This is a genomic window from Nocardia sp. FBN12 (assembly GCF_050320175.1).
GTDB lineage: Bacteria > Actinomycetota > Actinomycetes > Mycobacteriales > Mycobacteriaceae > Nocardia.
The window spans coordinates 5,245,629-5,270,910 of sequence record NZ_CP190048.1 but is presented as its reverse complement, the minus strand read 5'-3'; the positions used below and the strand labels follow the sequence as shown (position 1 = coordinate 5,270,910).

Here is a 25,282-nt window from a genome sequence, read left to right as displayed (position 1 = left end):
TTGTTGACGCGTCCGGCAACCGGTCACAGCGGTATTTCGGACAGACTTTGGTCCTTTTTTGTGGGGTGATGATGTCTGCGGGGCCAACTGCGAATAGCATGCGAGGAATGCGCCATGATCGTCTGCCCGACGGCTTCGGGGTACGGATCGATCCACGGGTACGCGCATTTTCCGGGGGTCGGATCCTGATCGGAGGATCGCCCGCACGGATGCTGCGCTTGGCCCCGGAGGCCGCCGAGTTGATCGGCGACGGATACCTGGAGGTGACCGACACCAAGTCCGCGATCGTCGCGCGCCGACTGCTCGATTCCGGCGTGGCCAACCCGCGCCCGCGGCTCGAACCGTCCCTCGACGACGTCACCGTCGTCATCCCGCTGTACAACAACGCCGACGGACTCTTACGTCTGCTGGCGGTGCTGCGCGGGCACAATGTGATCGTCGTCGACGACGGTTCCGACGATCCGGTCCGCATCCCGCCCCGATCCGGTCGTGGTCAGGTATCGGTGATCCGGCACGAGAGTCCGCTCGGTCCCGCGGCTGCCCGCAATGCCGGATTACAGGCGGCGACAACGGGCTTCGTCGCGTTCCTCGACTCCGACGTGGTGCCCCGCAGCGGGTGGCTCGAGGTCATGCTCGGGCACTTCAGTGATCCGCAGGTCGCGCTGGTCGCGCCGCGCATCGTCGCCCTCGACTCCGAATCCAACGCGCTCGCCCGCTACGAACACACCCGCTCCTCGCTCGACCTCGGCCGCCGCGAGTCGGCGGTGCACGCGCGCGGCATCGTGTCGTATGTGCCGAGCGCGGCGCTGCTGGCCAGGCGCGTGGCGCTGCTCGGCGAGGGCGGATTCGACGAATCCATGCAGGTGGCCGAGGATGTCGACCTGTGCTGGCGGCTCGAGCGCGCCGGCTGGCGGTTGCGCTACGAGCCCGCCGCGCACGTCGCCCACGATCATCGAGTGGCCTTCCGCGCCTGGTTCGGGCGAAAGCTGTTCTACGGCACCGGCGCCGCACCGCTCGGAAAACGACACTCGGGCTTGGTCTCGCCGCTGTCGGTACCGACCTGGACCGTGCTGGCCAGTCTGCTGTTCGCGACCCTGTCCAGATGGGGTCTACTCGGTGGCCTCGTCACCCTCGCCACCGCGCTGGTTCGCCTGCGCCGGGTCTTCACCGAACTCGACAATCCGACCAGGATCGCCGCGGTCTACCTGGCCCGCGGCTACTTCGCCGGCATGTGGCGACTGGCTTCGGCGATGTGCCGCGACTATTGGCCGGTGACGCTCCTAGCGGTGATCGCCTCGAGCCGCATCCGCAGGATCGCCATCACGATGGCACTGGCCGACGGCCTCGCCGACTGGTTCACCCACCGCGACTCCGGCGGCCTCGACCCCGTGCGCTACGTGGCCTACAAGCGACTCGACGACGTCGCCTACGGCACGGGCCTGTGGCTCGGCGTCATCCGGGCGCGCAGTTTCGAGGCGCTCAAGCCGAGCGTGCCACCTCGCTGAATACAACTGCGTGACGAGCACTCTCATCGTCGGAGCCGGGTCGGCGGGCTGCGTGCTCGCCGCCCGGCTCAGCGCGGACCCGGGGCGTTCGGTGCGCGTGTTCGAAGCCGGGCCGGCCTTCCCGACGATGGGCGAGTTGCCTGTCGAACTGCTCGACCCGAGCCATCTCCCGGTCGGTCCCGAGTCGCGGCTGATCTGGCGGTACCAGGCAAACCTGGTGCGCGGCAGGCTGATCGGTGGTTCCGGTGCGATCAACGGCAGCTACTTCGTCCGCCCACCCGCCGCGGACTTCGCCGCATGGCGTGCGGTGGCAGGTCCGCGCTGGTCGTTCGACGCGGTTGTGCCCGTCTTCTGCGACCTCGAAGACGACGAGGATTTCGGCAAGGAGCCCGGCCACGGCGTCGGCGGACCGATCCCGATCTCCCGAACCAGTGATCCCACCGGGTTCAGTGCCGAATTCGCGCAGCGGTGCACGGCGGCGGGATTCGCCGCAATCCCTGACCTCAACACCCCCACCGGCGATACCGATGCCGGATTCGGGCGCGTGCCGTTGGCGATATCGCGAGATCGCCGCGCGGGGCCCGCGATCACCCATCTTCTTCCCGCACTCCACAGAACCGATCTGACCGTCACCGGCGACACGATGGTGACCCGGCTGCTGCTGCGAGGTACTCGGGCGATCGGGGTGGAGTGGGCGCGCGGCCGAGAACGCGGGACGGCGTACGCCGATGAGGTGGTGTTGTGCGCGGGCGCGATCGAGTCGGCCGCACTGCTGATCCGGTCCGGAATCGGTCCCGAACCGCTGCTGCGCTCGCTCGGTGTGCCGATCGTGGTGCCCGCTCCGGTCGGCGCCTGGTGCACCGATCACCCCGAGATCGGCGTCGAATTCCCCGCAGGCGATCCCGGCGAGCCCGCCGTCCCGCTCGAATATGTCCTCGAAATCGACGACCTGGAAGTCCGGCCGTACACCCCGATGTTCACGCCGGGTCTTCGCCGAGTCGGGGTCGCCCTGATGCGGCCCGAGTCGGCCGGCGAGCTGACATTGGTCTCGACAGATCCCACCGTCCCGGCGCGCATCGACCAGCGCTACCTGCGGAGCGAAAAGGACCGAGCCCGTCTGCGCGCCGGAGTAGCACTCACCGCGGACCTCTACGGTCGACGAATCGGCCCCGTCGACGACCGCTGGCTACACGCCAACCTCGGCACCTCCCAACATCTTTCCGGTACCTGCCGCATGGGCCCAGCCCACGACGAGCGAGCGGTGGTCGACGAAAACGGCCGCGTGCATGGCATCGAAGCCCTGACAGTCGCCGATCTGTCGATCGTTCCGGTCCCGTTGCGCCGTGGCCCACAGGCCACCACTGTGATGCTCGCCGCGGCAATAGCGGACCATATGGTCGTGTGACGAAGTGTCGATAAATACCATGATGTGACCTGCGGGACAAACCCCGACTTATGCCGTTTTGCCCGATAACTGCCCGGTACAGTTTGTAGCGGGAAAGAAAGGCAAATGGTCAGCAATCTTGCAGGTGGGAGGCCCCCACGGCAGGCACCGGAGTCGGGCGCACAGCTCGGAGCTCTGGAAGCCTATGCCGCACAGGCCCATGGATATCTCAGTGCCGGTGGTGAACAGCTGACCCAGCTGGCCGGCCTACTACGTCCGCTCGTCCTCGAATCATGGCTGCGCAGTGTGCGCGGCGGAGTCGACCCGACGGACGTCATCGACGGTCGCGGGCTGCGCGGTGCCGATCTGGAGCGTTATCGGGATGCCCATCCCCTCGCCGCGCTCATGCCGCTGATCGACAAACTGCTGGTCCAGGACGCGGCGCAGGCCGGCTTGATCGTGACCGTGGCCGACCAATTCGGCCGGGTGCTCACGGTGGCCGGTCACCCCGAACAGCTCGCCGCCGCCGCCGAGATCGGCCTGCGCGAGGGCGACGATCTCAGCGAGCGCCGGATCGGCACCAATGCCGTCGGCCTCGTCGTGCGCACCGGCCGCGCCACCTGGATTCACGGACCCGAACATTTCCTGCATCGCATGCACCAGATCACCGGCGCCGCGGCCCCCGTGCACGAGCCGGACGGCCGTCTGATCGGCGTTTTGATGATTGCCGGCGGGATGCGGGTGGCCAAGCCGGAAATCCTCGCTTTGGTCAAAGCCGCCGCGACCGCCGCCGAAATGGACCTCGTGCTGCGGGCGATGCGCGCGAGCCACGGCATCGCCGCACCGGCTCCGGCGAACCGCGACGGTGGCGAACCGGCCACGCTCGGCCTCGATGTCTTGGGTCTGGGTCAACCTCAGTTGAGCATCGCGGGGGAGCGGGTGTCGCTCTCGCAACGGCATGCCGAGATTCTGCTCTTGCTCACCGAACATCCCGAGGGTCTTGGCGCCGATCATCTCGCGCTGCTGCTCGACGACACCGATCTCGACAACGGCACGATCCGCGCCGCGATGTCGCGGCTGCGGTCGGTGATCGGGGCCTCGGTCGTCGGTTCGCGTCCATACCGTCTACGCGTGCATGTCGCAACCGATGTGGAGGAGCTCCGGGCCGCGCTCGACTCCGGTGATACCGCATCCGCATTGCGCTTGTACGCCGGTCCGGTGCTGCCGCGGTCGTCCGCTCCCGGCATCTGCGATATCCGCGACGAGCTCCGGGTTCGCTTGCGGACCGCCGTGCTCGCCGCCCCCGATGCCGCCGTGCTGCGCCGATGGACGTCCTGCCCGGAGGGGCGTGACGATGCCGCCGCGTGGGCCGCGTACCGGGCCACGGTCGATCGTGATTCGCCGCTGTATGCGCAGATAGAAGCCAAGATCCGGGTGCTCGACCGGCGGATCGGCGCCGATGCAACGCAGATGCAACGTTTCGGCTCATAGTGTCCCGGTCTGAAGGTGTGATGGCTCACATTCGGATGACCGAAGTGTTGGAGTACGCACCCGTGTCACGGTCATGCCTACTCGCCGGTACAGACTGGACGATCGACCGACTTTTTTAGCGGAAAAAGGTTCTTTTTATTAATTTTGCGCCTACTGTCGGCACTGCATGGACAGGTACCCATGTGATGTAACTGACACAGCCGTTGGAGGAATGATCAACAGCTAGGCACCCGCGACGGACGCGTCGTCCGTCGCTCGGCGACCCCCACGGTCGCCGATCTCGTCCACATGATCTGTCGGGGATCTTGCGCGAGTGTGGCCGCACGCCCACCGCGTTCACATCGAATCTTCGGTTCACGAGGTGTATTCGTGCTGCCCGAAAACGGTTCGATCTGCTGTTCTTTCGCGATACGAGGAGGCTCTGGTGCACGGTACGGAGTTGGGTGGGTTCAGCGCGCGACCGCAGGAAGCGCAGGTCGAAGGTCTGCCGTTTCCGCTGACCCCGGCTCAGCTGGGTGTCTGGTACGCGCAGCTGCTCGACCCCGACGTCCCGATCACCATCGCCCAGTACGTCGATATCGACGGTGAACTGGATCCCGCTGTGCTGCAGCAGGTTACGGCCGAGGCGGCGCACGCTTACGGTTCGCCGCTGGTGCGTATCGGCGAGTCCGACGGTGTTCCGCACCAATACGTCGACCATGGCGTTCCGGTCGAGCGGGAACTGCCGCTGATCGATCTGCGCCACCACGACGATCCTGTCGCCGCCGCGCAGGAATGGATGCGCGCGGAGTTCGGCGCCCCCATCGACCTGCTCACCGATCGGCTGGTGGCGGGTGCCGTGCTGCGCGTCGGCGAAGCGCGCTGGTTCTGGTACCTGCGCGGCCATCACATCGTGCTCGACGGGTACGGCGCGTTCACCCTTTCCCAGCGCATTTCCGAGCTCTACACCGCGCGGCTACTCGGTACCGCGCCGCGCGAGGTGGTGCCGGGCGAGCTGTCCGCGCTGGTCGAGGGCGAACAGCGGTATCGCGAGAGCACTCGTTTCGTCGGCGATCGCGAGCACTGGGCGCAGCGGATCGCGGGCCTCGACAGCCCCACCGCGCTCGACGCCCGCACCGCGCCGCGTTCGGCGATCAACCTGGTGACCGGCGGACGACTGTCGGAAAAGCTGGTCGACCGCCTGGAAACCATTGCCGCCAGCGATGATTCGACGATCTCCGCAGTGCTGCTCGCCGCCTTCGCCGCCTACCTCGGCCGCCTCACCGACCGCCCCGACGCGGTGCTGAGCCTGCCCGTCACCGCCCGCACCACCGCGGTCATGCGTCGTTCGGCGGGCATGCTGTCCAATATCGTGCCGCTGCGCCTGCCCACGGGCGCGGCGGGTTCGGCCGCCACCTGGGGTGAGCTGCTGCGCGCGGCCCGGGTCGAGGTCGCCGGCGCGCTGCGTCATCAGCGCTACCGCGCCGAGGACATCCGCCGCGACGCCGAGGACGACGGCCGCCCCGCCCGGCGCGCGCTGTTCGGTCCGCTCGCCAACTTCATGCTCTTCCGCAGTGACCTCACCCTCGGCACCACCACCGGTCGCTACCGGGTGCTGTCCACCGGCCCGATCGAGGACCTGAGCCTCAACGTCTACTACGGCGACCGCGACCGTGTGCACGTCGACTTCGAGGCCAACCCGCACCTCTACGGCGCCGACACCCTGGCCAGGCACCACGCCCGCTTCCTCGGCTTCCTCGAGCGCCTCGCCGCCGCCGATCTGGACACCGCGCTGAGCGCGATCGAGGTGGCGACCGAGCTGGAACTGCAGGTCAGCACGCGGATCTGGAATTCCACCCGGTTCGATGTGAACGCCGCGCTGGCCGAACGTTCGGTGCCGGTGGCGACGCTGCCGGCGATGTTCGAAGCCCAGGTCGCGCGTACACCCGACGACGTGGCCGTCCGTATGGCGACGTCTTCGCGCACGGATGCGAGTCGGGATGCCGGCGCCGCGGATGCCGATGACCTGACATATCGCGAGCTGGCCCAGCGCGTGAATCGGCTGGCCCGGCGCCTGCGGGCGGATGGCATCGGCCCGGAATCGCTGGTGGCACTGAGCATTCGGCGTTCGCCCGAGCTCGTCGTCGCGATGTACGCGGTGCTGACGGCGGGCGCGGCCTATGTGCCGATCGACCCCGATCACCCGGCCGATCGCATCGCGCACATCCTCGCCACCGCCGCTCCGGCCGCCGTGCTCACCACCACCCGCGACGGTATGCCGGTGGACGGCCTACCGGTGCTTGCCGTGGACACCCTCGACCTGAGCGACTACGACGCCGCCCCGCTGACCGACGCCGACCGCACCGCGCCGCTGCGCCCCGGGCACCCCGCCTACGTCATCTTCACCTCCGGCTCCACCGGTCTGCCCAAGGGCGTCGCGGTAGGGCACGCCGCGATCGTGAACCGCCTGGTGTGGATGCAGCAGACCTACCGGCTGCACGGTGTCGACGTGGTACTCCAGAAGACCCCGGTGACCTTCGACGTCTCGGTCTGGGAGTTCTTCTGGCCCTTGCAGATCGGTGCCACCCTGCTGCTCGCTGAGCCGGACGGCCACCGCGACCCCGCATACCTGCGGCGGGTGATCGTCGAATATGGCGTCACTGTCGCGCATTTCGTGCCGTCGATGCTCGAAGTCTTTCTCGCCCAACAGGACATCGCCGAGCGCACCTCGCTGCGGCTGGTCTTCGCCTCGGGCGAGGCGCTGCCTGCCGCGCCTGCCCAGCGGCTGCGGCTGCTGACGGGGGCACGGCTGCACAATCTCTACGGCCCGACCGAAGCCGCTGTCGATGTCACCTTCCACGAGGTCGACGACGGCGACCGGGTCACGGTGCCGATCGGCGCGCCGGTGTTCAACACCCGGCTCCATGTTCTCGACTCGCGGCTGCGGCCAGTACCGGTCGGGGCTCCGGGTGAGCTGTATCTGTCGGGGGTACAGCTCGCCCGGGGTTATGTGGGTCGTGCCGAACTCACCGCCGGACGTTTCGTCGCCGCGCCGGGTCCGGCCGCGACAGATTCCGCGCCGGGCAGTGCGGTCCCCGCGCCCGGCGAGCGGATGTACCGCACCGGCGACCTGGTTCGCTGGACCACCAATGGTGAATTGGAATACCTGGGGCGCACCGACTTTCAGGTGAAGGTGCGTGGTCTGCGGATCGAGCTCGGCGAGATCGAGGCGGTGCTGGAGAGCGTCGACTCGGCGGCCCGCGCGGTGGTCGTGGTCCGCGACGACGCGGGCGCGGGCGAGCAGCTGGTCGCCTATGTGGTGGAAGCCGAGACGGGCGCGGTCGCGATCGATGAGCTGCGCGAGACCGCGCTGCGCGCGCTGCCCGCCTACATGGTGCCTGCCGCCTTCGTGCTGCTCGACGCCCTGCCGGTGAACGCCTCGGGCAAACTGGATCGCAAGGCACTGCCCGCTCCCGCCCGCACCGTCGTCACCTACGCCGAGCCGGTCGGTCCGGTGGAGCAGACGGTAGCCAGGGTCTTCGGCGAGGTCCTCGGCCTCGATCGGGTCGGCCGTGACGACGACTTCTTCGCCCTCGGCGGCAACAGCCTGGTCGCCACCCAGGTCGCGGCCCGCCTCGGCGCCGACCTGGGCTGCCGCCTCGGCGTGCGCGACCTGTTCGGCGCGGCCACCGTCGCCCGCCTCGCCGCCGCCATCACCGACCGTGCCGCCACCGGGGTCTCGGATCGGCTCCCCGTGCTCACCGCAGGTTCCCGCCCCGCCCTGATCCCGCTTTCCCCTGCGCAACAACGCATCTGGTTCCTCAACCGCTTCGACCCCTCGGCCCCCGGCTACAACATGCCGTTCGTCATCCGCATGCGCGGCACCGCTGACCTGCCCGCCCTGGTCGCCGCCCTCCACGCGGTAGTCGACCGCCACGAAGCCCTGCGCACCGTGTTCCCCGCTGTCGACGCCCCTGGTGGCGAAGTCGCCGAGCAGGTCATCCGCGATGCCGGACGGGTCCGAATCGGCGACCCCGTCGCGGTGTCGGCCGCCGACCTCGACGCCGAACTCACCCGATTCGCCCGCGCGGGCTTCGATCTCGAGCGCGAGGCACCCTTCCGTGCACGCATCCTCCTCGTCGACGCGGAGTCGGCGGGGGAGTGCGTACTCGCCGTCGTGCTGCATCACATCGCGGCAGACGGTGTTTCGCTCCAGGTGCTGGTGCGCGACGTGCTCACGGCCTACCGCGCCGCCACCGATGGCGTCGAACCCGATTGGTCGCCGCTGAGTGTCCAGTACGCCGACTACGCCCTGTGGCAGCGCGAACTCCTCGGTGCCGAAGCGGATCCGCAGTCGCTGGCTTCGCGTGAAATCACCTTCTGGCAGCGGACTCTCGCCGCTCTGCCCGACCAGCTCGCGCTGCCCTCGGCTCGGCAGCGTCCGATCGAACCCAGCATGCGCGGTGCCCGCACCGCTTTCACCATCGATGCCGACCTGCACCGTCAGCTCGCCGACCTGGCGCAGCGGGCCGGGGCGTCGCTGTTCATGGTTGTGCACACCGCGCTGGCCGTGCTGCTCGCGCGCCTGTCCGGCACCACCGATATCGCCATCGGCACCGGTGTGGCGGGCCGCGGCGACCGCGCCATCGACGACCTGATCGGCATGTTCGTCAATACCCTCGTCCTGCGCAGCGAGGTCGACCCCGCCGCGAGCTTCACCGCGGCCCTCGAGCAGACAAGAGAAACCGACCTGGCCGCCTTCGCGCATGCCACCATCCCCTTCGATCGCCTGGTCGACGTCGTGAACCCGGCTCGCTCGCAGTCCCGGCACCCGCTGTTCCAGGTGGCGCTCAACTTCCAGGCCGTCCTCGACACCACCTTCGAACTGGCGGGTTCGCCGGTGACGGTGGGCGAGATCGAACTCGACATCACCAAATTCGACCTACAGCTCACCCTCGCCGAACGGCGCAGTGCCGCAGGCGAACCGGCGGGTATCGACGGCGTCACCCGCTATGCCACCGACCTGTTCGACGAGTCCGAGATGCGCACGTTCGGTGCGCGTTTCGTGCGGCTGCTCGCCGCCGCGGTCGCCGCACCCGGCACCGCGGTCGGTGACCTGCCGCTGCTGTCGGCCGCCGAACACTCCCACCTCACCAATATGCGCGGCGTCCCGGTCACCGCCACCGGTCTGCTGCCCGACCTCCTCGCGGACGCCGTCGCGGTCGATCCGGAGCGCGAGGCCGTCACCGACGGCGACCGCGTCCTCACCTACCGCGAACTCGACCGCGCGTCGTCGCGGCTGGCCAGGGTCCTCATCGACAGCGGCGTCGGCCCCGATGACGTGATCGCCGTCGGTATCCCGCGCTCCATCGAGTCGGTCCTCGCGGAGTGGGCGGTGGCCAAGTCCGGTGCCGCCTGGCTGCCCGTCGACCCGAGCTACCCGCGAGATCGGATCACCCATATGGTGACCGATTCCGGTGCGCGACTCGGTCTTACGGTGTCCGAGTCGCAGGCCGCGCTCCCCGGCCCGATCGACTGGCTGGTCCTCGACGAGCTGAAGCTGATGGCCGAATGCGCGTGGCGTTCCGGCGATCCCGTCACCGACCTCGACCGGGTCCGCCCGCTGCGCGCCAAGCACCTCGCCTACGTCATCTATACCTCCGGCTCCACCGGCCTGCCCAAGGGCGTGCTGGTCACCCAGGCGGGGATCGCCGGATTCGCCGCCGAGGAGACCGCCCGCATGTTCGGCACCGCCGACGCCCGCGTCCTCCAGGTCGGCTCCCCGTCGTTCGACATCTCGGTGATGGAGTTCCTGCTCGCCGTGAACTCCGCCGCGACCCTGGTGATCGCCCCACCGGGACGCCACGTGGGAGCCGAACTGGCCCAACTGCTTTCGGAGCAGCGCGTCACGCACACCTTGCTGACCCCGTCCGGTCTGGCTGTGCTCGACCCCGCCCCGCTCGACACCCTGCGCATGGTGATGGTCGGCGGCGAAGCCTGCCCGCCCGACCTCATCTCCCGCTGGACCACCGGCCCCGTTCCGCGCGCGTTCGTGAACGCCTACGGTCCCTCCGAGACCACGATCGCCACCAACATCAGCGCCCCTCTCACCGCCGATTCGCCGCTGACCCTCGGTACGCCACTGCGCGGAATCACCCAGTGGGTACTCGACTCTCGATTGCGTCCGGTCCCCACCGGGGTGGCTGGCGAACTATATGTCGCGGGCGCCCAGGTGGCCCGCGGGTACCGCTCCCGCGCGGCACTCACCGCAGCCCGTTTCGTCGCCTGCCCGTGGTCACCGTCCGAGCGCATGTACCGCACCGGCGACCTGGTCCGCTGGAGCACCGAAGGTACCCTCGAATACTTGGGTCGCAACGATGACCAGGTCAAACTCCGGGGTTTTCGCATCGAACTCGGCGAAGTCGAGTCCGCGCTGCTCGCTCACTCGCCGGTGCGCCAGGCCGTCGTCCTGGTCCGCCCCGACGCCCACCGCGGCGACCAACTGGTCGCGTACCTCGTTCCGCGGGAGTCCGCCGCTGGGCGCGGGGCCACCACTGCGGATGCGCAGCGGGACACGGCCGAAGGCGTGCGAGCCGACCTGGACGTCGAGCTGATCGCCGCCGCCCTGCGCGGCGCCCTCGCCGCGCACATGGTTCCGTCCGCATTCGTGGTGCTCGACGAGCTGCCGCTCACCCCGAACGGCAAGCTGGACCGGAAAGCGCTGCCGGATCCGGTGTTCGCCGCGCGGTCTTTCCGCGCGCCGGCCGACGGCATCGAGTCCGCGGTGGCTCGGGTGTTCGGTGAGATTCTCGGGATCGAGCAGATCGGGGCCGACGACGACTTCTTCGCACTGGGTGGCAACTCGCTCGTCGCCACCCAGGTGGTGTCGCGGCTCGGGGCCGCGCTCGGTCGCACGGTGTCGCTGAAGGCGCTGTTCGAAGCACCGACCGTCACCGCGCTCGCAGCCCTGCTCGGGTCGGCGCAAGCGGTCGCGCCGAGGCCGCCACTGGTGGCAGGTGAACGCCCGCACCAGATTCCGTTGTCCTACGCGCAGCAGCGCATGTGGTTCCTGAACCAGTTCGACGCCGAATCGGTCGCCGACAATATCGCCGCCGCCATCCGCCTGACCGGCGCCATCGACTACGCCGCCATGAACGCGGCCGTGGCCTCGGTGTTCGCCAGGCACGAGGCCCTGCGCACCCGCTATCCCGCTGTCGACGGTATCCCGTTCCAGCAGGTACTCGCCGCCGACCAGTTGACGATCACCCTCGAACCACACGCGATCGCCCCGGTCGACCTCGACAACCGGATCCGCGCAGTGGCCGCCGTCCCGTTCGCGGTCGACCGGGAGCCCCCGGTCCGCCTGCACCTGCTGCACACCGCCACCGACGAGCACGTCCTTGTCCTCGTGCTGCATCACATCGCCGCCGACGGCTGGTCGGTCGCCCCGCTGACCCGCGACGTGATGGTCGCCTACGCTGCCCACCTGGCAGGCACCGCACCCGAGTGGACCCCGCTGCCGGTGCAGTACGCCGACTTCGCCCTCTGGCAGCGCGCGGCACTCGGCGCCGAGGACGACGCCGATTCCAGCGTGTCCCAGCAGGTCGACTTCTGGACCGCGGAACTGGCGGACCTTCCCGACCTGCTGGCCCTGCCGAGTGATCGCCCCCGTCCCGCCGTCGCCTCGGGACATGGTGCGCGCCAAGCGTTCACAGTTCCCGACGCGATCACCGAACGGCTGCGCGCAATCGGTGCGGATGCCAGTGCCTCGCTGTTCATGGTGCTGCACACCGCATTCGCCATCACCCTCGCCGAACTGTCCGGCCAGCACGACATCTCGATCGGAACTCCGGTCGCAGGCCGCGGCGACCAGGCGCTCGACGACCTCGTCGGCATGTTCGTCAACACGCTTGTGCTGCGCACCCGGATCCGCCCCGACGCCACCTTCGCCGAACTCCTCGGCACGGTCCGCGACCGTGACCTGCGCGCCCTCGCCAATGCCGACGTCACCTTCGACCGCCTCGTCGAAGCGCTCAACCCCGAGCGCTCGACCGCGCGGCACCCGCTGTTCCAGGTGATGCTCGACTTCCAGAACACCTCCCGAACCGAACTCGAACTCGCGGGTTTGACCGCTTCCGAGATCGAGATCGACACCCGGACAGCCAAATTCGACCTACACCTCACCGTGCGTGAGACCGGGGACGGCCTGCTCGCCCGCTTCGAATACGCAACCGACCTGTTCGACGCGCAGACCATCACAGATTTCGGCACGCGCTTGCTGCGGCTGCTGGATACGGTGACCGCCGATCCCAACGTCGTGATCGGCGACATCGACCTCCTCGACACCGCGGAGCGCACCCGCCTGCTCGACACCTGGAACGCCACGGCGTACCCGGTCGACGAGCGCATGACGCTGGCTTCGCTGTTCAGCGCGCAGGCCACGCGGACCCCGGACGCGATCGCGGTGACTTTCGACGGCGAGTCGTCCGAGGACCACCCGGCATCGAGTCACGGTGTGACGCTGTCGTATTCCGAGTTCGCCGCCGAGGTGAATCGGCTCGCTCGCCTGCTGATCTCGATCGGTGTCGGTCCCGACCGCACGGTGGCTCTCGGCATGCGGCGCTCGACCGACCTGGTCGTCGCCATATACGCGATCCTCGCCGCGGGTGGTGCCTACGTGCCGCTCGACCCGGACCACCCGGCCGAGCGCATCGCCCAGGTTCTCGCCGCCGCCGACCCGGTCTGCGTGCTGACCCGCGCGATCGACGACCTCGACGTCACCGCCGTGGCCGCCGACAGCACGCACCGTCGCGTGATTCTCGACCTCGAGCAACTCGACACCGCGGATTACTCGCCCGAGCCGATCACCGATGCCGACCGCCTCGCCACCTTGACCCCCGGCAACGCCGCCTATCTGATCTTCACCTCCGGCTCCACCGGCCGGCCCAAGGGTGTCGTGATCACCCATGGCGCCATCGTCAACCGGCTGGTGTGGATGCAGGACGCCTACCGCCTCACCCCCGGCGATGTCGTCTTGCAGAAGACCCCCGCGACCTTCGACGTCTCGGTCTGGGAGTTCTTCTGGCCCTTGCAGATCGGTGCCCGCCTCGTCCTGGCCCGCCCCGACGGCCACCGCGACCCCGCCTACCTGGCCCAGCTGATCGACACCGAGCAGATCACCGTCGCCCACTTCGTCCCGTCGATGCTCGCGGTCTTCGTCGCCGCCCTCGACGACGCTGATTCGCGCGGCGAGTGCGCATCGCTGCGCATGGTGTTCGCCTCGGGCGAGGCATTGCCGCCCGCGCCCGCGCAACTGCTGCGCCGGCTCACCGGTACGGCTGTGCACAACCTGTACGGGCCCACCGAGGCCGCGGTCGACGTGACCTTCCACGAGGTGAGCGACGCCGACACCGTCACGGTGCCCATCGGCGCACCAGTGCACAACACCCGGGTGTATGTCCTCGACAGCCGGCTCCGCCCGGTCCCCGTCGGCGTCCCCGGCGAGCTGTATCTGGCGGGAGCGCAACTCGCGCGCGGCTACGCGGGTCGCGTCGATCTGACCGCGGACCGCTTCGTCGCCGACCCCTTCGCTACGGGCGAGCGGATGTACCGCACCGGCGACCTCGTCACCTGGACGCGGGGTGGTGAACTGGAGTACTCGGGCCGTACCGACTTCCAGGTGAAGCTTCGTGGTTTGCGGATCGAACTCGGCGAGATCGAGGCCGCACTGTCCGCGCTGCCCGAGATCACCCAGGCCGCCGTCATCGTGCGCGACGACATCCTGGTCGCGTATCTCGTCGCGGCACAGCATGTCGATGTCTCGGCGGTGAAGTCCACGCTCTTGCGTTCCCTGCCCACCTACATGGTCCCCGCGGCCTTTGTCGTCCTCGACGAGTTCCCGCTCAACGCCTCCGGCAAGCTCGACCGAAAGTCGCTCCCCGCACCGCGTTTCGAGGCGGCGGTCTTCCGCGCGCCGTCCACCGAAGTGGCGCGCGTCATCGCGGCCACCTTCGCCGCGGTGCTCGGATTCCCCGCCGATCGCGAAGTCGGTCTCGACGACGACTTCTTCGCCCTCGGCGGCAACTCCCTCAACGCCACCCAGGTCGCCGCCCGCCTCGGTGCCGCCCTCGACACCCAGATCCCGGTTCGGCTGCTGTTCGACGCGCCGACGGTGGCCGAGCTGGCTGACCGATGCACCGCCCTGCGCGGCACCGGTGGCCGCCTCGAACTCACCACTCGGGAACGGCCACAGCGTATTCCGCTGTCCGCCGCTCAGCGGCGCATGTGGTTCCTCAACCGCTACCTCGCCGACGTCGACGGTATCGGCGACGCTGTCGACAACATCCCCATCGCGCTGCGCCTGACCGGCGACCTCGACGTCAATGCCCTGAAAGCGGCGATCGCCGACGTGATCGCCAGGCACGAAACTCTGCGCACGAGTTACCCCGAAGTCGCAGCGGGCGCAGATGATTCCGAGCGCCGCGATACAGCGGGCCGGAATTCGACCGCCGGGTCGGCGAATGCCGCGTGGGCGACCCCGATCCAGCTGATCGCCGACTCGATCGACATCCCACTTCGGGCCGAAGCTATCGCGGAAGCCGAGCTGCCGACGCGCCTGTTGGCCTGCGCCGCGGTCCGCTTCGACCTCACCACCGAAATCCCGTTTCGCGCAACCCTGTTCACGGTTGACGCCGATCATGTGCTGGTCCTCGTGCTGCACCACATCGCCGCCGACGGCTTCTCCCTCGGCCCGCTCGCGGCCGACCTGATGACCGCCTACGCCGCCCGCCGCGACGGCACCGGTCCCCGCTGGTCCCCGCTGCCGATCCAGTACGCCGACTACACCCTCTGGCAGCACGAAAACCTCGGCGACGCACTCGATCCCACGTCTCGCGCGCACACCCAACTCGACTTCTGGCGCCACGGCCTCGCCGGCCTCCCCGAGCAGCTCGACCTGCCGACCGACCGTCTCCGCCCCGCCGAGTCCACCTACCGTGGCGCCGTCCATCGCTTCCAAATCGACTCCGATCTGCACAGTGAACTGCGCGAACTGGCCCGCAAACACGAGGCCACCCTGTTCAGCACCGTGCACGCCGCACTCGCCGTGCTGCTGGCCCGCCTGTCCGGCGGCAGTGACATCGCCATCGGCACCCCGGTCGCGGGTCGCGGGGAGGCCGCCCTCGACGGCCTGATCGGCATGTTCGTCAACACCCTGGTCCTGCGGACCCAGATCGACCCGCGCGCCGAATTCGAAACCACCCTCGACGCCGTCCGCGCGGGCGACCTCGATGCCCTCTCGCACGCCGACATCCCGTTCGAGCAGGTCGTCGATGCCGTGGCTCCGGCGCGAGCCCGCAATCGCCACCCCCTGTTCCAGGTGGCACTGGTGCTGCAGAACTTCACCGTTCCCGCATTGGAGGCCGCGGGGCTGCGCGTCGAACCCGTCGATTTCGACGCCGCGGTCGCGAAGTTCGATCTGCAGTTCACCATCGGGGAGTCCGACGATATCGACGGGCGCGCGAACGGGTTGTCCATCGAAATCGCCTACGCCACCGAGCTGTTCGATGCGGGCAGTGTCGCGGTGCTGGCCCGGCGCTTCACCCAGGTACTCGCAGCTGTCGTCGCCGACCCGACCGTCGTGGTGGGTGACATCCAGCTACTCAGTGCCGAGGAACAGCAGCGCACGCTGCACGATTGGTCCGCCACCGGAGCTTCGGTGGCTGCCGCCGATACCATCGTGGACCGGTTCGCCCGCGTCGCCGGCCGCGACCCGAACGCCATCGCCGTGAAGGCGGGTGACGCCACCCTCACCTACGGCGAGCTCGACGCCTGGTCCAACCGGCTCGCCCGGCGTCTCGTCGCCGCGGGCGTCGGACCGGAATCGCTGGTCGCGGTGGCACTGCCGCGTTCGGTGGAACTGCCTGTCGCGCTACTCGCCGTGCTGAAGGCGGGCGGCGGCTACCTGCCGATCGACCCGAACTACCCCGCCGACCGCATCGAGTACATCCTGGACGACGCCCGTCCCCACTGCGCCGTCACGAACGGCGACACGGGCCTGCCACGTGACTGGTTCGGTGGCCCGGTCATCGCCCCGGCCGCCGGCAACCTGTCCGATTTCGCCGCCGAATCCATGACCGACGCGGACCGGCGGTCGCCGCTGGTTGCCTCGAATACCGCCTACGTGATCTACACCTCCGGCTCGACCGGGCGTCCCAAGGGTGTTGTCGTCCCGCACGCGAATGTCGGTGCCCTGCTGGACAACACCGCGAACCGGTTCGATTTCGGCCCGTCGGATGTGTGGACGATGTTCCACTCCTACGCCTTCGACTTCTCGGTGTGGGAACTGTGGGGCGCGCTGCTCCACGGCGGGTCGATCGTCCTGGTCGACTATTTCACCTCCCGCTCGCCCGATCAGTTCCGCGAACTGCTCCGCACCGAACGCGTCACCGTCCTCAACCAGACGCCGTCCGCGTTCTACCAGCTCATCGCCGCGGACCTGGCCGCGCCCACGCCTACCGAATACGCCTTGCGCACAGTGATCTTCGGTGGCGAGGCGCTCGAACCTCAACGCCTCGCCGGCTGGTTTGCCCGCTACCCGGATTCGCCGCGCATGGTGAACATGTACGGCATCACCGAGACCACCGTCCATTCCTCCTACCGCGAGATCACGCCGAACACCGGCTCCGCCAGCGTGATCGGTGGCGCAATCGCGGGACTCACACTGCGCGTGCTGGATTCGCGTCTGCGCCCCGTCCCGCTCGGCGTTCCAGGCGAGATCTACGTCTCCGGACCACAATTGGCGCGCGGATACCTGAGCCGCCCCGACCTGACCGCGAGCCGCTTCGTCGCCGATCCCTACGGCCCTGCGGGATCTCTCGCCTACCGTTCGGGCGACCTCGCTCGCTGGACAGTGGTATCCGACGACGTCGCCGAGCTGCCCGCCTCGGCCCGCGCCGACGCGGAACTCCCGGGTCTGCCTGCGCTCGATCAGGGATCGCTCGAGGCTCGCGCTACTCGCGTCGATCTCGAATACCTGGGTCGCGCCGACCAACAGGTCAATCTCCGTGGCTTCCGCGTAGAGCTCGGCGAGGTCGAGGCTGCGCTGCTGCGCAGTTCGGTCTCCCCGCGCGAGGTCGCGGTGCTGGTCCGTACCGATCTCGTCGACGAGCCGCGGATCGTGGCGTATCTGGTCGCGGAGTCCGCCGAGCTCGATACCGCCGCCCTGCGCAAGGAATTGGCGCACACCCTGCCCGAGCACATGCTCCCGGCAGCCGTCGTGCTGGTCGACCGCATCCCGCTGACGGTCAACGGCAAGCTCGACCGCGCCGCCCTGCCCGCACCCGTCTTCGAGACCACGTCCTATCGCCGGCCCGTCACGATCACCGAGCAGATCATCGCCGACGTCTACACCGAGGTCCTCGGCCGTACCGACGAGCAGCCGATCGGTGCCGACGACGACTTCTTCGCACTCGGCGGCAGCTCGCTGCTGGCAGCCAAGGCCGTCGCTCGCATCGGCGCGGCCCTTGACCGGCGCGTCGGTGTGCGGACCCTGTTCGAGGCACCGCGCGTCACCGAGTTGGCCGCCGCGGTCGACGCCCAGTCCCAGGTCGACCGGCCCGCGCTCGTCGGCCGGGCCCGCCCCGAACTCCTTCCGCTGTCCCCGGCCCAGCAGCGCATGTGGTTCCTCAACCGGTTCGACCGCGCCTCGGTGGCCTACAACATCCCGTTCGCGCTGCGCCTGAGCGGTGCGCTCGACGTCGACGCGCTGCGGGCCGCGATGGCCGACGTGGTCGCCCGCCACGAATCGCTGCGCACCGTGTACCCGGACGTCGACGGCACGCCCGTGCAGTCGATCATGGGCGCCGCCGAGGCGATGCCGACGCTCGCGCCGGTGGTGACCAGCGAATCCGCACTTCCCGCCGCGATTCGCGAACTGGCCGAGACCACCTTCGATGTCACCGCCGAGATCCCGGTGCGTATGCGCCTGTTCGAGGTGTCCGACACCGAATTCGTGCTCGCCGCCGTCCTGCACCACATCGCGGCAGACGGTTCCTCCATCGCGCCCTTCGTCGCCGACCTGATGCGGGCCTACACCGCTCGCCTCGCCGACACCGCGCCCGGCTGGGCACCGCCCGCCGTGCAGTTCGCCGACTACGCACTGTGGCAGCGCGATCTGCTCGGTGACGAAGCCGACCCGCAATCCGTCGCCGCCCAGCAAGTCGGCTACTGGCGAACGCAGCTCGCTGGACTGCCCGATCAGCTGGCGCTGCCCACCGACCGCCCGCGACCGGCCCGCCAGAGCTTGCGTGGCGACAAGGTGAGCTTCACCGTCGATGCCGACCTGCACGCCGCACTGTCCGCCCTCGGCCGCACGAACGGCGCCACCCTGTTCATGGTGGTGCACGCGGCCTTCGCGGCCCTGCTGGCCAGGCTCTCCGGCACCGCCGACATCGCCGTCGGCACTCCGAACGCGGGCCGCGGGGAAGCCGAACTCGACGAGGTCATCGGCATGTTCGTCAATACCCTCGTCCTGCGCACCCAGGTCGCGGGCGACGCGCCGTTCACCGACCTGCTCGCCGCGGCCCGAACCGCCGACATCGCCGCGTTCTCGCACGCCGACGTGCCGTTCGAGCGGCTGGTCGAGATACTGAATCCGGCCCGCTCCACCGCGCGGCACCCGCTGTTCCAGGTCGGCTATTCGTTCCAGAACCACGATCGCGGCCGGCTGGAACTGCCCGGCCTGACTGTCTCCGCCATCGAATTCGACTCCGGTGTAGCCCAGTTCGACCTGCACCTGTTCGCTCTCGACAACTACACCGCCGACGGTGCTCCCGCCGGCATCGAGATGGCCCTCGGCTACGCCACCGATCTGTTCGACGCCGAAACGGCCGAGCGCGTCGCCGGACAGCTGCGCCGGATTCTCGAATCCGTCGTCACCGCGCCGGATTCCGCGGTCGGTGCTCTCGACCTCCTCGGCAGCGACCGTGCGCTGCTGCTCGAGACCTGGAACGACACCGCCCATCCGGTCGAGTCGACCACGCTCGCCGAACTGGCTGCCCGCCAGGCGAACCGAACCCCCGGCGAGCTCGCGCTGGTGGACGACGAGACCGGCGAGTCCCTGGACTACGCCACCTTCGACGCGCAGGTCAACCGTGTCGCCAGGCTCCTGATCGCCGAAGGAGTAGGCCCGGAGCGCACCGTCGTCCTGGCGATGCGGCGCGGGATCGACCTCGTCATCGCGATGCACGCCGTAGTCCGGGCGGGCGGCGCGTACGTGCCGATCGACCCCGATCACCCCGCCGACCGCATCGCCTACATCGTCACCACGGCGGCACCGCTGTGCGTGCTCACCACCGCCGCCGACGGTTTGCCGATCCCCATGGACGTTCCCGTCTTCGAACTGGATCACCGGGCGCTGCGGGAGCTCTCGAGCGAGCAGGTGACCGATGCCGAGCGCGTCGCTCCGCTGCGCCCCGAGCATCCCGCGTACATCATCTTCACCTCCGGCTCCACCGGGCGCCCCAAGGGTGTCACCGTTGCGCACTCCGCGATCGTCAACCAGCTCGCCTGGCTGCACGACCGTTTCGCGATGGCCACCATCGACCGAGTCCTGTTGAAGACGCCCGCCACCTTCGACCTCTCGGTCTGGGAGTTCTGGTCACCGCTCACCTCCGGCGGGGCCTTGATCGTCACTCGCCCCGGCGACGAGCGAGACCCGGATCGACTGCGCGACATCATGACCCGCCACGGCGTCACTGTCCTGCACGCCGTGCCGTCACTCGTCAGCATGCTCCTGACCACTGAAACCGCACCCGCCCTGCCGGTTTCACTACGTGCGGTGCTCGCCATCGGCGAAGCGCTTCCCGTGGCGACTGCGGATCGGTTCCGGGCCGGCGGTACCCACGCGGTCCTGCACAACCTGTACGGCCCGACCGAGGCGGCGGTCTCGATCACCGAACACGAAGTGGCACAGGAACTGTCGCATGTGGTGCCGATCGGAAATCCCGCCTGGAACAGCAGCCTGTACGTCCTCGATGCTCGCCTGCAGCCGGTTCCGATCGGTGTCGCCGGAGAGCTGTACCTGTCCGGCGACCAGATCGCCCGCGGCTACCACGGCCGCAGCGCCCTCACCGCCGATCGCTTCGTCGCCAACCCCTTCCCGATCGCCGAACCCGCTGAGCCGCGGTTGGCGCGCAGCTCCGAGACCTCCACAGCAGCTGTAGGTCACCGCCACACCGGCTCGCGGATGTACCGCACCGGCGACATCGTGCGCTGGCGGGCCGACGGCACCCTCGAGTACCTCGAACGCGCCGACTTCCAAGTCAAGATCGGCGGTTTTCGCATCGAACTCGGCGAAGTCGAAACAGCACTGTCGCGCTGTGCCGATGTCCGCGCCGCTGTCGCGGTCGCCAGGGTCGACGAGCGAGCAGGTGCCCGCCTGATCGCCTACGCCGCGGTCGCCGACCTGACCCCGGGCGAAGAATCTGTGGTCGCCGCCCGGCTGCGCGCCGAACTCGCTGCCGACCTGCCCGCCTACATGGTTCCCGCTGCCCTGGTCGTACTCGACGAGTTACCACTCAACGCCAACGGCAAGGTCGACCGCGCCAACCTGCCCGAGCCCGAGTTCGCCGAGGCTGCCTTCCGCGCCCCGGTCACCGAGGTCGAACAGCTTGTCGCCCAGACCTTCACCGAGGTGATCGGTTGCCCGGCGGCCGGACTGGACGACGACTTCTTCGCCCTCGGCGGCAACTCCCTCATGGCCACTCGCCTGGCCGCCCGCCTCGGCGTCGCACTCGGCACCCAGGTTCCGGTCGCCGCGGTCTTCGACGCCCCGACGGTCGCCGCACTGGCCGAACATCTGGCCACCGCCGACCGCACCGTCGCCCGCCCCCCGCTGCGCACACGCACGGGCGAAGGCCCCGCGGTGCTCTCGCCCGCGCAGCAGCGCATGTGGGTCCTGCACCAGCTGTCACCCCAATCCTCGGCCTATCACATCCCCGCTGCCATCCGCCTCACCGGCGACCTCGACCTCTCCGCCCTGCAATCGGCCATCGCCGACCTCCTGGCCCGCCATGAAACCCTCCGTACCCGTTACCCGGACACCGCGGCCGGCCCCATCCAGCAGGTGATGCCCGCGTGGTCCGCCGCCGTCGACCTCGCGCCCATCCCGGTCGAGCCCACCGATGTCGAAACCCGAATCGCGGCACTCGTCGCGCAGCCCTTCGACATCACCGCCGCGCCACCGATCCGCGTCGCCCTCTACCGCCTCGGCGACGACGATCACGTCCTTGTCGTCGTGGTGCACCACATCAGCGCCGACGGCTACTCGATCGACCCGCTCACCCGAGACCTCGTGCGCGCCTACGTGGATCGCAGCAACGGCCGCGAACCAGGGTGGGCCCCGCTGGCCATTCAGTACGGCGACTTCAGTGCCTGGCAGCGCGAGCTGCTCGGCTCCGATACCGATCCCGGCAGTGTGCTCACCCAGCAACTGACCTACTGGACCCGTGAACTCACCGGCGCCCCGGAGCTGCTGGCTCTGCCCACGGACCGGCCACGCGCCGCCAGGCGTGAAATGCGCGGCGCGGTCGTCGACTTCGCGCTCGGCTCGACGCTGACTCGCGATCTCGACAGCGTTGCCCGGACACACGGAACCACGCTGTTCACCCTGGTGCACAGCGCTATGGCGGTCCTGCTGGCCAAACAATCCGGCAGCGCGGACATCATCATCGGCGCGCCGGTATCCGGTCGCGGCGCCCGCGAACTCGACGACCTCGTCGGCATGTTCGTCAACACCGTCGCCCTGCGCACCGAGGTCGACGCACGAGCGCCGTTCACCGATCTGCTCGCCCAGGCCAAGCGCCGCGACCTCGCTGCCCTCTCGCACGCCGACGTTCCGTTCGAGCAGGTAGTCGATGCCATCGGCCGCACCCGCACCGGCGCCTACACCCCGCTGTTCCAGGTGATGCTGACCTTCCAGAACATGCCACCGGGCGGCATCGACCTACCCGGCCTCCACGTCCAGGCCCTTGACCCCGGCCTCACCGAAGCCAAATTCGACCTGCACGTCACCGCCATGCAGCGATATACCGGCGACGGCACCCTCGACGGTCTCGACGTTCATTTCGGTTACGCCACCGATCTTTTCGATGCGCCGACGGTAGAGGTCCTGGCCGAACGATTCCGAAAGATCCTCGCCGCCGTCGCCGCCGATCCCACCGTCGCCGTGCGCGCGATCGACATGCGCACCGACGCCGAACAGACCCCGACCACCTACACCGTCGCCGACCTCCCGAACCTCGTCGGTTCGGCAGCTCGGCTCGCGCCGGCGACCGTGGCATTCGCCCACGGCGAGCACGCCATCTCCTACGGTGCCCTCGACGCCAAACTCACCGCGGTGAGCAGGGCGATGGGCGCGAAGATGAAACCCGAAGCGCTGGTGAACGTCGCGCTTGCCGGGCTCGTGCCCGGCGTGCTCGCCGCACTCGGCGCGGCCGGTCTCACTTCCACTCTGCAAACACTGGTGACCGATGCCGCCGCGGTAATCGCCGGGGCGGCATCGGTTGACGACTCGGAAGGACAACTCTGATGTCGCACACGGATTCGGTCACAACCGCCGCCACCCTCGCCGCGCTGCTGCGTGACCTGGACGGCGAACGCCCGCGTGACCCGGCGACCCTGCTCGCCGCCTTCTCCGCCCACGCCGACCGCGAACCGGACATCCTCGCGGTGCGCGACGGCGAAAGTCGCTGTACCTACGGCGAATTGGCTGTGCGCGTCGATGCGCTGGCCGCGGCTCTGGTCGAACACGGCGTCGGTCCCGAGACCACCGTCGCGGTGTCGCTGCCGCGTTCGATGGAACTCGTCGTCGCCGCGCACGCGGTGCTCGCCGCGGGCGGCGCGTTCGTCCTGCTCGACCCAGCTGCCCCTGGTGACCTGCAACGACGCGCCGCCGCATTGGCTGCGTCGACCGTGATCCTCACTACCGACGCAACACCGCACCCCAGCGGTTTCCCGGTGCTCTACACCGATGCCACCGCCGACATCGCCCCCGACGAGCTACCAGGGCCGGGTGCCGACAATCCCGCCTACCTGGTGGTCGACGTGGTCGCCTCGGCTGCCGTGGTCGTCGGACATCGCGCGGCACAGGCGAATTCGAATTGGCGCCAGCGGCTGTGTGGCATCGGCTCCGGCGACTCCGTGCTCTGGCACGCGCCGCTGACCGGGCAGGCCGCGGTGGGGGAGATGCTGCTCGCGCTGCAGACCGGCGCCACGCTCGTAGTCTCGCCTACCGCGGTACTCGCCGATGCCATCGCCGAAACTGGCGTAACCGCAGCATGTTTCGATCATCACGAGCTGGCGGAACTGGCGGCGCTGCCCGATGCCGAAGAACGTCTCGACTCGCTGCGTGTGGTACTGGGCTCGGGTGGATCGCTGCTCGCGAAGACCGCTGCCGCCCTGCGCGAGGTGAGCGGAGCGACGCTGTGGCACGTCTACGGCAGGCCCGAGACCGCGGGCGAGTTCGTCGCACACGAGGTGACCGGCGCCGACCTGGAGGTGGTGCCGTTCGGCTCGGCCGCCGATGATGTCGAACTGCTCATTCTCGACGAACACCTGTGCCCGGTCGCCGACGGCGAGATCGGTGAACTCTACGTCTCCGGCGTGCAATTGGCGCGCGGATACATCGGCAGGCAGGCCACGGCCGCGACCTTCCTCGCCAACCCCATCGGCCCGGTGGACGACCGCATGTTCGCCACCGGCGACCTGGTGCGCCGCAGACCACCGGGCGACGCCTGGACCGCCGAGATCGAATTCGTCGGCCGCATCGACGACGGGCCCTACTCCCGTTCGGTCGGCCTACCCGGCGAGCTACTGCTCGACGAGTTCGAAGCCCAAGCTGCCGCAACCCCTTTCGACCCGGCCGTCGTCCATGCGCCGAACGACGGCCCGACCTCGATCATCACCTACGGTGATCTCGACCGGCGCACCAACCAGCTGGCCAGGCACCTGACCGCCCTCGGCATCGGCCCGGAATCCGCTGTGCTCGTGAATGTTCCACGCTCCATCGACTTCGTGGTCGCCACCTACGCGGTCCTCAAAGCCGGTGGTGCGGTGGTTCCCGTCGACACCACCGTGCTGCCACCCATCGCCGACCCCGCACTGGCGCTGACCATCGCCGCCCGCGGGCACCTCGGAACCTACGACATCCCGACAGTCACGATCGACCGGGTCACGCTCTCGGCCTACTCCAGTGAACCGATTTCCCGCAGCGAACACCGCACGCCGATCCTGCCGCAACACCCCGCCATCGTGCTGTTTCCCCCCGGCACCACGCACAGCGTCACCATCAGCCACGCCGCCGCGGTCCACCGGGTCACCGCCATGCAGGCCCGCCACCACCTCACCACCCGCGACACCTACCTGCACCAGGCCCACACCGGCGACACCACCGCCTGGCACGGCTTCCTGCTCCCGCTGCGCGTCGGCGCGACCGTGGTCCTCACCGAACCACCGGACCCCACCCGATTAGCCGCCCTCATCACCACCTACGGCATCACCACCACCGACTTCACCCCGTACCACGAACCCCCCGCGGGTGACCGGCTGTACCGCACCAGCGACCTCGCCCACACCGAAATAGAAGGCACACCGAGCACTCTGACCCACCTCAGCGCCCTGATCAGAAAGGCCACCCCATGACCAACCCCTTCGACGACGACAACGCCCAGTTCTACGTCCTGGTCAACACCGAAGGCGAACACTCCCTCTGGCCCACCTTCGCCGCCGTCCCCGGCGGCTGGACCGTAGCCTTCGGCGCCGCCCCCCGCACCTCCTGCCTGCACTACGTGGAATCCCACTGGCTCGACATGCGCCCCAACTCCCTCATCGCCGCCATGTCCAACAAGCCCTGACCAGCGCGGCC

General features: G+C 69.1%; 6 protein-coding genes. All 6 read left to right on the top strand.

The annotated features are described in order from the left end of the window. The first annotated feature begins 107 nt into the window (after nt 1-107). The 6 genes from mftF to ACQHI0_RS24685 all read left to right on the top strand — a co-directional run bounded on the left by mftF (nt 108) and on the right by ACQHI0_RS24685 (nt 25,271). Nucleotides 108-1,505 (top strand): mycofactocin biosynthesis glycosyltransferase MftF, encoded by a 1,398-nt coding sequence (gene mftF, locus ACQHI0_RS24710; RefSeq protein WP_427904196.1) that lies wholly within the window; start codon nt 108-110, stop codon nt 1,503-1,505. Between the two features lie 10 nt (nt 1,506-1,515). Beyond that, complete coding sequence (gene mftG / locus ACQHI0_RS24705; RefSeq protein WP_427904195.1) at nt 1,516-2,910, top strand: mycofactocin dehydrogenase MftG; 1,395 nt, start codon at nt 1,516-1,518, stop codon at nt 2,908-2,910. Between the two features lie 105 nt (nt 2,911-3,015). After that, complete coding sequence (locus tag ACQHI0_RS24700; protein ID WP_427904194.1) at nt 3,016-4,380, top strand: GAF domain-containing protein; 1,365 nt, start codon at nt 3,016-3,018, stop codon at nt 4,378-4,380. Between the two features lie 424 nt (nt 4,381-4,804). Further along, nucleotides 4,805-22,948: a non-ribosomal peptide synthase/polyketide synthase gene (locus ACQHI0_RS24695; protein ID WP_427904193.1), complete on the top strand. Its 18,144-nt coding sequence runs from the start codon at nt 4,805-4,807 to the stop codon at nt 22,946-22,948. Next, nucleotides 22,948-25,059: an AMP-binding protein gene (locus ACQHI0_RS24690; protein ID WP_427904192.1), complete on the top strand. Its 2,112-nt coding sequence runs from the start codon at nt 22,948-22,950 to the stop codon at nt 25,057-25,059. The genes ACQHI0_RS24695 and ACQHI0_RS24690 overlap by 1 nt, the downstream gene beginning before the upstream one ends. Beyond that, nucleotides 25,056-25,271: an MbtH family protein gene (locus ACQHI0_RS24685; protein ID WP_266293539.1), complete on the top strand. Its 216-nt coding sequence runs from the start codon at nt 25,056-25,058 to the stop codon at nt 25,269-25,271. Before ACQHI0_RS24690 ends, ACQHI0_RS24685 begins: the two co-directional genes overlap by 4 nt. Nucleotides 25,272-25,282: the final 11 nt, after the last annotated feature.